At 68.9% G+C, this 14747-nt stretch carries 11 protein-coding genes; 6 read left to right on the top strand and 5 right to left on the bottom strand.

The features are described from left to right. Window positions 1-102 precede the first annotated feature (102 nt). Window positions 103-1164 carry an NAD(P)-dependent alcohol dehydrogenase gene (locus ISN75_RS08200; protein ID WP_167255433.1) on the bottom strand — a complete coding sequence of 354 codons (1062 nt, stop codon included), beginning with the start codon at window positions 1162-1164 and terminating at the stop codon, window positions 103-105. 239 nt (window positions 1165-1403) lie between these two features. On the opposite strand from ISN75_RS08200, the gene ISN75_RS08205 reads away from it, so the two are divergent. Further along, window positions 1404-2273: an AraC family transcriptional regulator N-terminal domain-containing protein gene (locus ISN75_RS08205; protein ID WP_423385144.1), complete on the top strand. Its 870-nt coding sequence runs from the start codon at window positions 1404-1406 to the stop codon at window positions 2271-2273. A gap of 170 nt (window positions 2274-2443) precedes the next feature. On the opposite strand, the gene ISN75_RS08210 is transcribed toward ISN75_RS08205, so the two are convergent. The 4 genes from ISN75_RS08210 to ISN75_RS08225 form a co-directional block, all read right to left on the bottom strand. Further along, a complete protein-coding gene (locus ISN75_RS08210) occupies window positions 2444-3874 on the bottom strand; it encodes an aldehyde dehydrogenase family protein (RefSeq protein ID WP_343819048.1) in 1431 nt (476 codons plus the stop codon). A gap of 13 nt (window positions 3875-3887) precedes the next feature. After that, window positions 3888-5531, bottom strand: coding sequence for an acetolactate synthase large subunit (locus ISN75_RS08215; RefSeq protein ID WP_167255428.1), 1644 nt, complete (start codon window positions 5529-5531; stop codon window positions 3888-3890). A gap of 553 nt (window positions 5532-6084) precedes the next feature. Then, window positions 6085-7443: an exodeoxyribonuclease VII large subunit gene (gene xseA, locus ISN75_RS08220; RefSeq protein ID WP_343819050.1), complete on the bottom strand. Its 1359-nt coding sequence runs from the start codon at window positions 7441-7443 to the stop codon at window positions 6085-6087. Window positions 7444-7566: 123 nt separating this feature from the next. Further along, window positions 7567-9039, bottom strand: coding sequence for a phospholipase D-like domain-containing protein (locus ISN75_RS08225; RefSeq protein WP_343819052.1), 1473 nt, complete (start codon window positions 9037-9039; stop codon window positions 7567-7569). Between the two features lie 84 nt (window positions 9040-9123). Here ISN75_RS08225 and ISN75_RS08230 point away from each other — a divergent pair, with 84 nt between their 5' ends. From ISN75_RS08230 to ISN75_RS08250, 5 genes are all read left to right on the top strand, one after another. Then, complete coding sequence (locus ISN75_RS08230; RefSeq protein ID WP_168647617.1) at window positions 9124-11070, top strand: acetyl-CoA hydrolase/transferase C-terminal domain-containing protein; 1947 nt, start codon at window positions 9124-9126, stop codon at window positions 11068-11070. Window positions 11071-11287: 217 nt separating this feature from the next. Continuing rightward, window positions 11288-11692, top strand: a complete 405-nt coding sequence (locus ISN75_RS08235; RefSeq protein WP_167258726.1) for a ketosteroid isomerase-related protein — start codon at window positions 11288-11290, stop codon at window positions 11690-11692. Window positions 11693-11694: 2 nt separating this feature from the next. Further along, on the top strand, window positions 11695-12291 hold the full coding sequence (locus ISN75_RS08240) for a GNAT family N-acetyltransferase (protein WP_167258724.1): 597 nt from the start codon (window positions 11695-11697) through the stop codon (window positions 12289-12291). Between the two features lie 22 nt (window positions 12292-12313). Beyond that, the gene (gene folC / locus ISN75_RS08245) at window positions 12314-13582 is read left to right on the top strand and encodes a bifunctional tetrahydrofolate synthase/dihydrofolate synthase (RefSeq protein ID WP_167258722.1); all 1269 of its coding nucleotides are present in this window, start codon (window positions 12314-12316) and stop codon (window positions 13580-13582) included. Between the two features lie 100 nt (window positions 13583-13682). Next, a complete protein-coding gene (locus ISN75_RS08250) occupies window positions 13683-14741 on the top strand; it encodes an SPOR domain-containing protein (RefSeq protein WP_167258720.1) in 1059 nt (352 codons plus the stop codon). The last annotated feature ends 6 nt before the right edge of the window (window positions 14742-14747 follow it).

A 14747-nucleotide genomic window follows, 5' to 3' on the forward strand; every position in this document is an offset into this window, starting at 1 on the left:
ACGAAGCGTCGCTTGCTTTGATGTTGCCGCTTCAGCGCTCTGTAGGTCCCCCTCACCCCAACCCTCTCCCCGGCGGGGAGAGGGGGCTGGCTGAGGCGGGATTCAGGCCGCTTTTTTCAGCGAAGCAAGGTCGATCACGAAGCGATACCGCACATCGCTCTTCAACATGCGCTCGTACGCCTGGTTGATGTTCTGGATATCGATCATCTCGATATCCGACACGATGCCGTGCTCGGCGCAGTAATCGAGCATCTCCTGCGTCTCGGCGATGCCGCCGATGGCGGAGCCGGCGATCGCGCGGCGGCCGATCACCACGTTGTGCGCGGCCACCGCCGGTTCGATCGGTTCGAGCAGGCCGACCAGGCACAGCGTGCCGTCGATGTTGAGCGTTTCCAGGTAGGGGTTGAGGTCGTGCGGGCTGGGCACGGTGTCGAGGATGAAGTCGAACGCACGCGACACCGCTTTCATCTGCGCCGGATCGGTGGACAGCACCACGTGGTCGGCGCCCAGGCGGCGCGCTTCGGCTTCCTTGTCCGGCGTGCGGGTGAACAGGGTGACGTCCGCGCCCATCGCCTTGGCGAACTTCAGCCCCATGTGGCCCAGGCCGCCCAGGCCGACGATGGCGACCTTGCTGCCCTTGCCGATCTTCCAGTGGCGCAGCGGCGACCAGGTGGTGATGCCGGCGCACAGCAGCGGTGCGGCGGCCTTGGGGTCGAGCTTGTCGGAGATGCTCACCACGAACTTGTCGGACGACACGATGCGCTCGGAATAGCCGCCGAAGGTCGGCATGCCGTCGCGGCGGTCGATGCCGTTGTAGGTCCAGGTGGCGCCTTCGGCGCAGTACTGCTCCAGGCCGGCGTGGCAGGCGCCGCAGTGCTGGCAGGAGTCGACCATGCAGCCGATGCCGACCATGTCGCCGACCTTGAACTTGCTGACCTCGGCGCCGACCGCGCTGACGCGGCCGATGATTTCGTGGCCCGGCACCATCGGATAGATGCTGTTGTGCCACTCGTTGCGGGCCTGGTGGATGTCGGAATGGCAGACGCCGCAATACAGGATGTCGATCACCACGTCGTCCGGGCGCGGATCGCGCCGCTCGAAGCGGTGCGGTGCCAGCGGGGTGGTGGCGGACTGCGCGGCGTAGCCTTGGATGGTCAGGGCCATGGGGGCGTGCTCCTAGGTCATTAGGGTGGCTGGTGACCTGAAAAGTATGAGTCGCCGCTCCCGCGCCCGGTTAGCCGGATACTGCGAGATCGTTGCCCGATCCTGCAAAGTCGTTTGGGAAGGTCGCCGGCGGCCGTAGAAATAGGCAAAATCCGCCTGTCGCTATACGGTGCAAGCCCATGCAGCACAAGCCTTTATACGAATCGATCCCGCCGCACCTGCAGGAATGTTGCGAGGAATTGACAGCGCGGATTGAACGATACGCCCCCGGCGAGGGCACCCACGACACGCCGTGGGGCTCGCTCACGGTGTTCCGCGCCGACTCCACCAGTACGCCCACCTGCACCCTGTACGAGCCCAGCTTCGGCATCGCCCTGCGCGGCGCCAAGCAGATCGTGCTGGGCCAGGAAGCGCTGGTGTTCGAGCCGGGCCGCTATCTGCTCACCTCGGTGGACGTGCCGGTGCTGGCGCAGGTGTCGCGCGCGGCGCCGGACGAGCCTTGCCTCTGCCTCAAGATCCGTTTCGACCTGCCGCGCGTGCGCGAGCTGCTGCCCGAAGTGCGCGCGGCGCGCGCGTCGGCTCCCTCGCGCGGCATTGCGCTGAGCCCGGTCACCGGCGACCTGCTCGATCCGGTGCTGCGCCTGGTGCGCCTGCTGGAGACGCCGCAGGATCTGCCGGTGCTGGGGCCGCTGCTGGAACGCGAGCTGCTGTATCGCCTGCTGACGGGAGAGCAGGGCGCGCGCCTGGCGCAGATCGCTACGGCGGGCAGCCAGGGGCATCAGATCACCCGCGCCATCCAGTGGTTGCGCGAGCACTATCAGCGGCCGTTGCGCATCGACGATCTGGCGGCGCAGGTGAACATGTCGACCTCGTCGCTGCATCACCACTTTCGCGCGGTGACGGCGGTCAGTCCCTTGCAGTACCAGAAGCAGCTGCGCCTGCAGGAAGCGCGGCGGCTGTTGCTGTCGGAGCGCTGCGACGTGGCGACTGCGGCGCATCGCGTGGGCTATGAAAGCCCGTCGCAGTTCAGCCGCGAATACAGCCGGCATTTCGGCGCGCCGCCGCTGCGGGATGTGGTGCGATTGAGGGTGGAAGCAAGCGTGGCGTGACCCGCTTCTGCTCCCTCTCCCCTCCGGGGAGAGGGTTGGGGTGAGGGGCCGGGCGGAGCGTAGATGCGGGAAGAGAGCGCGAGCAGCGCCCTGTCGATCCTACATGGCAAGCCCCGCCCCTCATCTGCCTGCCGGCATCTTCTCCCCGGAGGGGAGAAGAGTTCTGTCTTTCAGCTCTCTCTCATCACCATCAACCGAATCTCAGTCATATCCTCGATCGCATAGCGCACGCCTTCGCGCCCCGCGCCGGACAGCTTCACGCCGCCATACGGCATATTGTCCACGCGGAAGCTCGGCACGTCGTTGACGATCACGCCGCCTTGTTCCAGCTCGTTCCACGCACGCATCGCATGAGCCAGGCTGTCGGTGAAGATGCCCGCCTGCAGGCCGTAGTCGGAGTCGTTGGTCATCGCGATCGCTTCGTCGAGCGTCTTGAACGGCGCCAGCAGCGCGAACGGCCCGAACACTTCCTGCCGGTTGACCTTCGCGTCGCGCGGCACGCCCTCCATCAAGGTGGCCTCAAGCATCGGTCCCTTGCGCTTGCCGCCGCACAGGACCTTGGCGCCGGCCTTGCGCGCTTCCTCGATCCAGCCATGCAGCCGCTCGGCCGCGGCTTCGTCGATCATCGGGCCGAGGAAGGTTTCCTTCTTTTTCGGATCGCCGGCCTTCAGGTTTTTCACCGCCGCGACCAGGCGTTTCTTCAGCTCGTCGTAAAGGCTCTCGTGCACGTAGATGCGCTGCACGCTGATGCAGCTCTGGCCCGACTGATAGAACGCGCCGAACACCAGCCGCTCGATCACGTGGTCCAGCCGCGGCTGCTGGTCCGCATCGACGATGCAGGCCGCATTGCCGCCCAGTTCCAGCGTCACCTTCTTGTGGCCGGCACGGGTCTTCAGGTCCCAGCCGATCTGGCTGCCGGTGAAGGACAGCAGCTTGAAGCGGGGGTCTTCCACCAGCGGCGAGGCGTGCTTGCCGTCGAGGTTCAGAATGGAGAACGCACCTTTGGGAAGATCGGTTTCCGCCAGCACCTCGCCGATGATCAGCGCGCCGATCGGCGTGCGCTCGGCCGGCTTCAGCACGAACGGACAACCGGCCGCGATGGCCGGCGCCACCTTGTGCGCCACCAGGTTGAGCGGAAAGTTGAACGGCGTGATGAAGGACACCGGCCCCAGCGGCACGCGCTTCGTATAGCCATGGTAGCCATCGAGCCGCCTGGCGATTTCCAGGTTGATGGTTTCGCCGTTGGTGCGCACCGCTTCCTCGGCGGCGATGCCGAAGGTTTCGATCAGGCGGGTGACTTCGCCGGCCGAATCCTTGATCGGCTTGCCCGCTTCCACGCACAGCGCATAGGCCAGCTCGTCGCGCCGCTCGGTAAAGCGCTGCACGCAATGCTGCAGCACGGCCTGGCGCGCCCAGGGCTTGAACTGCCGCATCGGCTCGGCGGCCTTCACCGCGGCGGCGATCGCCTGCTCGGTGGCCTTGGCATCCGGCACCGCCACGCGCGTGGCGACCTTGCCGCTGTACTTGTCCAGCACGTCCATCCATTCCTTGGAGGTCTGCGCCTTGTTGGCCAGGTAGTAGGGATATTTTTTCTCAAGCATGCAGGCGCTCCGGTCACACCGCCGCGCTGAGGCGGCGGATCTCTTCGTTGAGGATGCGGTGGTTGTCGCTGTAGTCGATGGCCAGGTCGATCAGGTGCACGCCGCCCTGGTCGAAGGCGCGCTTGAGCGTGGGCAGGAACTCGTCCGCATTCTGCGGACGGTGGCCATGCGCGCCGTGCGCTTCGGCGAACTTGACGAAGTCCGGGTTGCTGAACTGCATGCCGAAATCCTGGTAGCCCATCTCCGCCTGCTTCCAGCGGATCATGCCGTAGGCGTCGTCGCGCAGCAGCAGGATCACCAGGTCCATCTTCAGGCGCACCGCCGTTTCCAGCTCCTGCGCATTCATCATGAAGCCGCCGTCGCCGCAGATCGCCAGCACCTTGCGCTCCGGGTACACCAGCTTGGCCGCCATGGCCGAGGGCAGGCCGGCGCCCATGGTGGCGAGCGCGTTGTCCAGCAGCACGGTGTTGGGCTGGCGGGCGCGGTAGTAGCGCGCATACCAGATCTTGTACATGCCGTTGTCCAGGCACAGCACGCCGTCGTCGGGCATGTAGCGGCGCGTGTCGGCGACCAGCCGCACCGGGTGGATGGGGAAGCGCGGATCGTTCTCGTGCTCGGCCAGCTGGCGGTGGAAAGCCTCGCGCACCTTGTCGAAGTACTTGAAGTTCCAGTGCGCCTGCGGGGTCAGCGCGTCGGTCAGGCGTTCCACCGTATGCGCGATGTCGCCCACCACTTCGATCTGCGGGAAATAGACCGTGTCCACTTCCGCCGAGGAGAAGTTGATGTGGATGACGGTGCGCCGGCCCTTGTGCATGAAGAACGGCGGCTTCTCCACCACGTCGTGGCCGACGTTGACGATCACGTCGGCGGCGTCGATCGCGCGATGCACGAAGTCGCCATCGGAGAGCGCGGCATTGCCCAGCCACAGCGGGTGGTCCTCGTCGACCACGCCCTTGCCCATCTGGGTGGTGAAGAACGGGATGCCGAGCTTGTCGATGAAGGTGCGCAGCGCCACCGCGGTGCGCTGGCGGTTGGCGGCGGCGCCGATCATCAGGATCGGGTGCTTCGCGGACGTGATGGCCTCGCCGGCCTGCACCAGCGCGGCGTCGTCGGGCGAGGGGCGGCGCGCGTATTCGGTGGGCAGCAGGATGGCTTCGTCCACTTCGTCGCGGGCGATGTCTTCCGGCAGTTCCAGGTGCACGGCGCCGGGGCGTTCCTCTTCGGCGCGGCGAAAGGCTTCGCGCACGCGTGCGGGGATGGTGGGCGCGGAGACGATCTGCCGCGTGTACTTGGTCAACGGCTGCATCATGTCGACCACGTCGACCAGCTGGAACAGGCCCTGCTTGTGCGTGCGGATGGGTTTCTGGCCGGTGATCATCATCATCGGCATGGCGCCGAGCTGCGCATAGGCCGCGGCGGTGACCAGGTTGGTGGCGCCGGGGCCGAGGGTGGACAGCGCTACGCCGGCTTCGCCGGTGAGGCGGCCCCAGGTGGCGGCCATGAAGCCGGCGGCTTGTTCGTGGCGGGTGACGATCAGTTCGATCTTGGAGTCGCGGAGGGCTTCGACGAGGTCGAGGTTTTCTTCGCCGGGGACGCCGAAGATGCGTCTTACGCCTTCGGCTTCGAGGGCTTTTACGAATAACGCTGCTGCTTTCATGCATTCGCGTTCCATCGGGGGGATGGCCGGGCAGGATGCGCTCGTTCTCGTTTAAAAGGTGTGAGATGGGGTGGGTTTGGTTATATGGAATTTGGGGGTCTGTTATTTGCTGCGCGTCATCCTGACCTGCTCGTCATCCCGGCGTAGGCCGGGATCCAGTAACGGTATCGTTTGATTTTCGCGGTGACGCGAATGGGCCGCTTATGCAGCGGGCATTTCGGACGCCTGCCGGCGCCCGAGTCACTTTCTCTTTGCTGGCTCAAAGAGAAAGTAACCAAAGAGAAATAGCCTCAGAGCAAAGGCTCGCGACGCGACTAGAAGGAGCGGTGGTCGGCTGCGGTAACCTGATTAACCTGGGTCTACACGAAACACCAGTGCGGTTTCGTAACGCGTCCTTCAACGTGCCGTGGCCGAGAGGACGTTCAAGGAACGAGGCCAGCTTTTGCTCTTCGTTCCTGTATGCGGCGCCACATCACTTCTCCCTCTCCCCTCCGGGGAGAGGGGCGGGGTGAGGGGCCGGGCGGAGCGAGGAGTTGAAGCCTGCGGTGAGCGCTTAGGAGCGCTGCCCCTCGTTCTTCAACATCAGCTCCCCATCGGCCAGCTTCGCCCGGACGCGCTCATCCGGCGTGACGGATGCGGCGGAGCGGATGACGTGGCCTTGTTCGTCGAACAGGATGGCGTAGCCGCGGTCGAGGGTGGCCAGGGGGCTGATGGCGTGCAGTGCGCGGCCGGTCTGGGTCAGGGTGGCGCGGTGGCGTTCGAGGATGCGGGCGATGGCCTGGTGCAGGCGGCGTTGCTGTTGTGCGAGTTGTTGGGTGTAGAGCGGCAGGCGGTGGCGGGGATGGCGGGTGAGCAGGCGGGCGTGGTTGCGTTCCAGGCGGCGGCTGTCTTCGCGCAGGGTTTCGCGCATCGCCACGACCAGGCGGTGGCGCAGGTGGGACAGGCGTTCGTGGTCGCGTTGCAGGCGGGCTTGCGGGCGCTGGGCTTGCAGGCGGGCCAGCAGGTGGTCGGTGCGTTGGATCAGGGCGTGCAGGCGGCGTTGCTGCAGGGTGGCCAGGCGCTGGCGCAGCTGGCGCAGGTGGCGTTCCAGCGCTTGCGCGTCGGGGACCAGCAGTTCGGCGGCGGCGGAAGGCGTGGGCGCGCGCAGGTCGGCGACGAAGTCGGCGATGCTGAAATCCACCTCGTGGCCGACGGCCGACACCACCGGCACGGCGCTGGCGTGCACGGCGCGCGCGACCTGTTCGTCGTTGAAGGCCCACAGGTCTTCCAGCGAACCGCCGCCGCGGGTCAGCAGGAGCACGTCGTAGCGGCCGCTGGCGGAGGCGCGGCGGAGCATCGAGACGATCGCCGGCGGCGCTTCGCGGCCCTGCACCGGCACCGGCAGTACGTCCACTTCGGCCAGTGGCCAGCGGCGCGACAGCACGCTCAACACGTCGCGCACGGCGGCGCCGGTGGCGGAGGTGATCACGCCGATGCGGCGGGCGAAGGCGGGCAGGGGGCGCTTGCGCGAGCGGTCGAACAGGCCTTCGGCGTCGAGCCTGGCCTTGAGCTGTTCGAACTCGCGCTGCAGGGCGCCTTCGCCGGCCGGCTCCATATGCTCGGCCACCAACTGGAATTCGCCACGCGGTTCGTACAGGCCGACGCGGGCGCGCACCAGCACGTGGGCGCCGTCGGCGGGGCGGAAGCGCAGGCCGATGGCCTTGGGGCGGAACATGGCGCAACGCACCTGGGCGTTGGCATCTTTCAGGGTGAAGTACAGGTGCCCGGAGGCGGGCCGCGCCACGTTCGACAGCTCGCCCTCGATCCACACCAGCGGCAGCGCATCCTCCAGCAGGTCGCGCACCAGCCGGTTGAGCGTGCTCGGCGTAAGGATGTGCCGCGAGGGCGGCGTGGGAGCGTCGGGGGCGGGCATGGAAAGCGGGAGACTAGCGCAGGAACTGCCGCGCTGTCATGAGCTTGCCGCAAAGTGTTGAAGTGTAGGTTGGGGTGAGCCGCCGGCGAACCCCAACGGTGCGGCAACATGGGGTTCGCCCGCTCAGGCGTCCGGCTCGTCCGCCGCCTCGATCCGCCGCTGGTGCTTGCGCCGCGCCCGCCAGGCGCGGATGCCGAAGTTCAGCGCGAACCACGCCGCCAGCAGCGCGATCGGCCAGCCGACCACGGCCGGCCACAGGATCGCCACCGCCGCCAGCGCCGCCAGCGCGGCGGTGCCGGCCAGCAGCGGGCCGGTCTCGGTGTCGCCCAGTACGCGGCGGTCGCTGAGCGCGGCGCCCATGGTGTTGGCGATGCGCAGGGCGCCGGCGGCGGCGCGGCTGGAACTGCCGCCCATGCGGCCGGTGCGGGTGCGGCGGGCGGAGGCGCTGACGCGGTCCTTGTACGGGCGGTTCGGACGCGGGGTCAGCACGATCTCGGTGGCATTGGCCAGGTCCTGCTCGTACTGCGCGGCCAGCTGCTGGGCGAAGGCGGCGTCTTCCACCGCCACGTCGATCTCGCGGTTGCTCAGCCAGCTGGCGATATTGAGATTGGACGAACCCACCCGCGCCCACTGGCCGTCGGCCACCGCGGTCTTGGCGTGCAGCATCGAGCCGTTCCACTCGAACACGCGGATGCCGGCCTTGAGCAGGGGCCGGTAGCCGGAACGCGACATGCCGGCGACCACCGGGATATCGCTGCTGCCCGGCACCAGCAGGCGCACGTCGACGCCGTCTTTCGCCGCCGAAGCCAGCGCCTGCACGTAGGGCGCCACGCCGACGAAGTAGGCGTCGGTCAGCCACAGCGTCTTGCGCGCCATCGCGGCGATCAGCTGGTCCATGCGGTACATGCCGGCGGTGGAGGGCTGGGTGGCGATCACCCGCAGCGCCACCTCGCCGGCCGGCTGCACCGGTTCCAGCGGGAAGTCCGGCAGCGGCTCGCCGATGCAGGACCAGCTCTGCGCAAAGGCCAGTTCCAGCTCCGCCACCGCCGGGCCGTGCAGCGCCACGCCGGTGTCGCGCCACGGCGCGATGCCGCGCGCCGGGTCGCCCAGCCATTTCTGGCTGATGCACACGCCGGACAGGAAACCTTTTTCGCCGTCCACCACCAGCAGCTTGCGGTGATCGCGGCTGATCCAGCCGAACGGCTGGCCCAGCTGCGGCGGATTGAAGCTGCGCACCTGGCCGCCGGCGGCGCGCAGCGGCGCCCAGAAGCTGGCGCGCGACTGGCCCAGGCAGCCCATCCAGTCGTACACCACCGCCACCGTCACCCCGCTGCTGGCGCGCTCCACCAGCGCGTCGCGGAAGGCTCGGCCGACCTCGTCGTCGCGGATGATGTAGTTCTCCAGCAGCACGCGCTTGCGCGCGCCGCGGATCGCCGCCAGCCAGGTTTCGAAATGCACGGCCGCGTCGATCAGCAGGTCGATGCGGTTGCCCGGCAGCAGCGGCGCGCCGGCGGCGCGGCTGAGCGCCTGTTCGGCCAGGCGCCGGGTGGGGGAGGTCGGGGACGCGGCGAAGTTCATGCCGGCAGTGTAGGGCATGGCTTGTGACTGCCGCGGCGGGTGAAGGGGGCATGAAAGCGCCGGCTATGCAGCATGTACTGCGTTTTGGCATGCTCCGCGCCCATGACGCCAGAGCAATGTCGTACCGACACGGAAGCCTGCGCACGGCACATCGCCGAACGGCTCGGTCCCGATCTGCGCATCGCCGCGCCGCTCGGATTAGGCAAGCCGCACGGGCTGCTCAACGCGCTGTACCGGCTGACCCAGGCCGACGGCTCGCGCTCCATGACGCTGTACACCGCCTTGTCGCTGACCCGTCCGCGTCCGCAGCCTGGGCTGGAAGAGCGCTTCGCCAAACCCTTTCTCGACCGCCACTTCGGCCTCGACACGGAAGACCCGCAATACGCCGTGGACCAGGCGCGCAATGCCTTGCCCACGAACGTGGCGGTGCACGAGTTCTACATGCAGTCCGGCGCGCTGCTGCAGTCCGGCAGCGCGCAGCGCAACTACATCAGCCAGAACTACACGCACGTCGCGCGTGACCTGGTGGTGCAGGACATCAATCTGCTGGTGCAGCTGGTGGCGCGCCGCGAGACGCCCGAAGGCGTGCGCTACAGCCTTTCGTGCAATCCGGACCTTACCCTGGATTTCCTCGACCAGGCCCGGGCCGCCGGCCGCGCGCGGCCGCTGTGCGTGGCGGTGGTGCATCCGGATCTGCCGTACCTCAGCGGCCATGCCGAAGTGGAAGCAAACTTCTTCGACCTGGAACTGCGGCCGGAAACCGCCGCCCCGCTGTTCGCCCTGCCGCGCCAGCCGGTGGACCTGGCCGAATACGCGCTGGGCCTGCACGCCAGCGCGCTGGTGAAGGACGGCGGCTGCCTGCAGATCGGCATCGGCGCGCTGTCCGACGCACTGGTGCATGCGCTGCTGCTGCGCCAGCGCGACAACGTGCACTGGCGCCGCGCCCTGGTGGCGCTGGATCCGCGCGGAGCCACCCACGCGCTGGCCGCACGCTTCGGCGGGCTGGCGCCGTTCGACACCGGCCTGTACGGCGCCAGCGAAATGGTGATGGACGGCTTCATGCATCTGCAGCGCGCCGGCATCCTGCGGCGGCGCAGCTGGGACAACTTAGGCCTGGAACGCGCTTCGGCCGCGGGGCGGCTGGCGCCGGAAACGCCCGGCGGGCATTACCTGCGCGGCGCGTTCTTCCTCGGCACGCGGGAGCTGTACCGCTGGCTGGACGAAACCGAGGCGGCCGATCCCGATGCGATCGACATGTGCCGCGTCTCCAACGTCAACCAGCTGTACGGCAACCACCAGGCGCTGGCCTCGCTGCAGCGCCGCGGCGCGCGCTTCTTCAACACCTGCATGATGGCGACCCTGCTGGGCTCGGCGGTGTCGGACGGCCTGGAAGACGGCCGCGTGGTCAGCGGCGTGGGCGGGCAGTACAACTTCGTGGCGATGGCGCACGAGCTGCCGGACGGACGTTCCGCCCTGCTGCTGCGCGCCACCCGCAAGGTGCGCGGCACGGTGGAGACCAATATCCGTTTCAACTACGGCCACTGCACCATTCCGCGGCATCTGCGCGATCTGTTCGTCACCGAGTACGGCGTGGCGGACCTGCGCGGCAAGTCCGATAACGAATGCGTGGAAGCGATGCTGGCGATCAGCGATGCGCGCTTCCTCGACGCGCTGTGCGCGGAGGCGAAGTCGGCGGGCAAGCTGTCGCCGGATTTCCAGATTCCGGAGAAGTGGCGGCTCAACACGCCGGAGCATCTGCGCGAGGCGCTGGGCGCGATGGAGCGCCGCGGCCTGTTTCCGGCCTTCCCGTTCGGCAGCGACTTCACCGAGGTGGAACAGCGGCTGTTGCCGGCGCTGGGGTGGTTGAAGTCGAAGAGCGGGTCGTGGCGCGGGCGCTGGGAGTTGCTGCGTGCCTTGTTCCAGCCGGGGGAGCCGGTGGAGGGCGAGGGCGAGGCGCTGGTGCGGATGGAATTGATCGGGCAGGGCAGTTTGCAGGAGCGTGTGCTGCGCAGGCTGGTATCGGCAGGGTTACGCAAAACCCATCGATAGAACTCTTCTCCCCGCCGGGGAGAAGATGCCGGCAGGCAGATGAGGGGCGGGTGCTCGCGATGGCGGTTCTACGAAGAAATGAAAAGCCCTAGGTCTTTTCGACCCTTCGCTCACCGCTCCGCCCGGCCCCTCACCCCAGCCCTCTCCCCGGAGGGGAGAGGGGGTAGGGCGCGCGATGCATTAATCTTTGCCGCACGAACCGCAATCCAAAGCCTCCATGTCCCCCACCGAATCCCTGATCCGCCGCTACTACGCCGCGTTCAATGCCGCCGACTGGCCCGCCATGCTCGGCTGCCTCGCCGGCGACGTCGCCCACGACATCAACCAGGGCGGCCGCGAGACCGGCATCGATGCGTTCAAGGCCTTTCTCGGCCGCATGGAGCGCAGCTACCGCGAGCAGCTGAAGGACATCGTGGTGATGGTCAGCGCCGACGGCGCGCATGCCGCGGCCGAATACGTGGTGCACGGCGAATACCTCGCCGACGACGAAGGCCTGCCGCCCGCGCGGGGCCAGCGCTACGTGCTGCCGGGCGGGGCGTTCTTCGACGTCCGCGACGGCAAGCTGGCCCGCGTCAGCAACTACTACAACCTCAACGACTGGATCGCCCAGGTCGGCGGCTGAGCATGGCGCTCGAGGTGATCACCTGCAGCGGCGAGGCGGTGGCCCCTTATCTGGGCGACCTGGCGCGGCTGCGCATCGCGGTGTTCCGCGAGTATCCGTATCTGTACGAAGGCGATGCCGATTACGAGCAGCGCTACCTCACCGCCTATGCGCGCTCGCCGCGCAGCGTGTTCGTGCTGGCGCTGGACGGCGGCCGCGTGGTGGGTGCTTCCACCGGGCTGCCGCTGGCGGATGACGGCGAGGCCTTCCACCGGCCGTTTCTCGAACGTGGATGGCCGCTGCACGAGGTGTTCTATTTCGGCGAGTCGGTCTTGCTGTCCGCCTATCGCGGCCGGGGCCTGGGCCACCGCTTCTTCGACGAACGCGAAGCGCATGCGCGGCGCCTGGGCGGTTTCCGCCTGACCGCCTTCTGCGCGGTGGAACGCGCGCACGACGATCCGCGCCGCCCCGCCGATTACCGCCCCAACGACGCGTTCTGGCTCAAGCGCGGCTATGCGCGCCAGGACGACATGTTCTGCGCACTGGACTGGAAGGAAGCCGGCGCCGCCGCGCCGAGCAGCCACCGGTTGCGCTTCTGGCTGCGTCCGCTGGACGCCTGACTCTCTATCTGGAAACACCGGTATGTCGCGCACGCTGGCCGAGTGGCTGAGCTATCAGGAAAGCGTCAACCCGCGCAGCATCGAGCTGGGCCTGGAGCGCGTGCGCGAAGTGTGGCGGCGCATGGGCGCGCCGGCGCCGGCGCGCTGGATCGTCACCGTCGGCGGCACCAACGGCAAGGGTTCCACCGTGGCCATGCTCGAAGCGATGCTGCGCGCGGCCGGCTGCCGCGTGGGCTGCTACACCTCGCCGCATCTGCTGCGCTACAACGAGCGCATCCGCATCGACGGCCAGGATGCCGGCGACCAGGCCCTGGTCGACAGCTTCGAACGCATCGAAGCGGCGCGCGGCGATATTCCGCTGACCTATTTCGAATTCGGCACGCTGGCGGCGCTGGACCTGTTCGCGCGCGCCGACCTGGACGCGGCGGTGCTGGAGGTAGGGCTGGGCGGGCGGCTGGATGCGATCAATATCGTCGACGCCGACGTCGCGGTGATCACCACCGTCGATCTGGACCATATGGACTGGCTCGGCAACGACCGCGACAGCATCGGCCGCGAGAAAGCCGGCATCGCCCGCCACGGCCGCCCGGCGATCGTGGGCGAGGCGGCGCCGCCGGCCGGCCTGCTGCAGGCGCTGGCCGCCATCGGCGCGCGGGTGGAGCGGGCGGGCGTGGATTTCCGGGTGGAACGCCATGCACAGGGCTGGACCTGGCGGCATGCCGACGGCACGGCGTTCGGGCTGCCGGATCCATCGCTGGCCGCTCCGGTGCAGTACGCCAATGCGGCGGCAGCGATCGCCGCGCTGCATGCGCAAGGTGCGCATGCGCCGATACCGTCCGCCGCACTCGCGGCAGCCGCGGCCGCAGGCGTGAAGACCGCCGCTGTCGCCGCGCGGCTGCAGGCGCTGGGCGGCGATCCGGCGCTGATCGTCGACGTCGGCCACAACCCGCAGGCGGCGCGCGCGCTGGCCGAATGGCTGGACGCGCATCCTGGCGGACGCGTGCATGCGGTGTACGGCGCGCTGGCGGACAAGGACGTGGGCGGCGTGATCGCCGCGCTGGGCGCGCGCATCGGGCATTGGCACCTGGCGGGGCTGGAGCGCGATACGCCGCGCGGCCTGCCGGCGGAGGCCTTGCGCAAGGAATTGCAGATGGCGCTGCCGCCGGCCGCGTTCGATCTTCACGCCGACGTGGGCAGCGCGCTCGCCGCGGCGCGTGCGGCGGCACTTCCGGGCGAGCGCATCCTGGCGTTCGGTTCGTTCTTCGTCGCCGCCGCGGTGCTGCAGAACTGAACGCTCGAAACGGTCATCGAAGCGTCCGCATGGGTGATCGTCCACGTCAGGTATAATCCCGCCGTTTCGTGTTTGCGCTTTTGCCGCCTTGGAGCCTGTCTTGAAAACACGTCTGCTGGGTGCCGCCGTCCTGATCGCGCTGGCGGTTCTGTTCGTGCCGATGTTCTTTTCCAGCACGCCGCCCAAGACCGGCGGCGACGAAACGGTCAGCCTGGCCATCCCGCCGGCGCCGGACCGCGACCTGCAGACGCGCACCATGAGCCTGACCCCGGGCGCCGCCACCGCCGGCACGGCCGCCGCCGCGCCGGCCGCGGCTTCCTCGGCCGCGGGCCAGGCCGCCACGCCGGCCGGCTCCGACAAGCTGGCCACGGTGGAGATCGGTTCCAACCGCCCGCGCGACGTCGAGACCGACCCTGCCGCCGGCCAGCAGCCGGCGCCGACCACGGTCACCCGCCCGGGCGCGCCCGGCCAGCCGGTGATCCCGAACCAGGCCGCCGCGCCGCCGAAGCCGGCCGCGCAGCCGGCGATTCCCGCGCAGACCAAGCCCGCCGCCACCCCGGCCCCCGCCGCCGACCTGCCGGCCGCGACTGCGGCGCATGGCCGCTACACCCTCAATCTCAGCGCCTACGCTTCCGCTGCCAGCGCGCAAAGCCTGACCCAGCGCGTGCGCGCGCTCGGCTATCCGGTGTCCAGCCGCCCGCTCAACCAGGCGGGCAAGCAGCTGACCCTGGTCACCGCCGGCCCGTTCGACACCCGCGCCGCCGCCGAGGCCGCGCGCCTGAAGATCACCCAGACCATCCCCGGTGCCCCGGCCCGCCTCGAAGGCAGCGCCAGCACGCCGGCGCAGGACGACGCTCCGGCCGCGGCCGCGGCGGCGCCCGCCGCCAAGCCGGCCGCCGCCGCGCCTGCGCCCGCCGCCCGCGCGGGCGGCTGGGCGGTGCAGGTAGCCGCGATGGGCAGCCAGGCCGACGCCACCGCGTTGCGCGACAAGCTGCGTTCCAACGGCTTCGACGGCTACGTCGACACCGTGAACGCCAGCGGCAAGCAGCTGTGGCGCGTGCGCGCCGGCCCGCAGACCCAGCGCGACGACGCGGTGCGCGTGCGCGACCAGATCAAGACCAAGCTCGGCCTCGCCGGCAACGTCGTCTCCGCGCCCTGAGCATCG

The sequence above is a fragment of the Dyella marensis genome, assembly GCF_049532885.1.
Classification (GTDB): Bacteria; Pseudomonadota; Gammaproteobacteria; order Xanthomonadales; family Rhodanobacteraceae; genus Dyella_D; species Dyella_D marensis.

Bases quoted from the DNA above. Each gene is read 5' to 3' on its own strand.
- ISN75_RS08200 (WP_167255433.1), bottom strand. From the start codon at position 1,164: ATGGCCCTGACCATCCAAGGCTACGCCGCGCAGTCCGCCACCACCCCG.
- ISN75_RS08210 (WP_343819048.1), bottom strand. From the start codon at position 3,874: ATGCTTGAGAAAAAATATCCCTACTACCTGGCCAACAAGGCGCAGACC.
- ISN75_RS08215 (WP_167255428.1), bottom strand. From the start codon at position 5,531: ATGAAAGCAGCAGCGTTATTCGTAAAAGCCCTCGAAGCCGAAGGCGTA.
- xseA (WP_343819050.1), bottom strand. From the start codon at position 7,443: ATGCCCGCCCCCGACGCTCCCACGCCGCCCTCGCGGCACATCCTTACG.
- ISN75_RS08225 (WP_343819052.1), bottom strand. From the start codon at position 9,039: ATGCCCTACACTGCCGGCATGAACTTCGCCGCGTCCCCGACCTCCCCC.
- ISN75_RS08230 (WP_168647617.1), top strand. From the start codon at position 9,124: ATGACGCCAGAGCAATGTCGTACCGACACGGAAGCCTGCGCACGGCAC.
- ISN75_RS08235 (WP_167258726.1), top strand. From the start codon at position 11,288: ATGTCCCCCACCGAATCCCTGATCCGCCGCTACTACGCCGCGTTCAAT.
- ISN75_RS08240 (WP_167258724.1), top strand. From the start codon at position 11,695: ATGGCGCTCGAGGTGATCACCTGCAGCGGCGAGGCGGTGGCCCCTTAT.
- folC (WP_167258722.1), top strand. From the start codon at position 12,314: ATGTCGCGCACGCTGGCCGAGTGGCTGAGCTATCAGGAAAGCGTCAAC.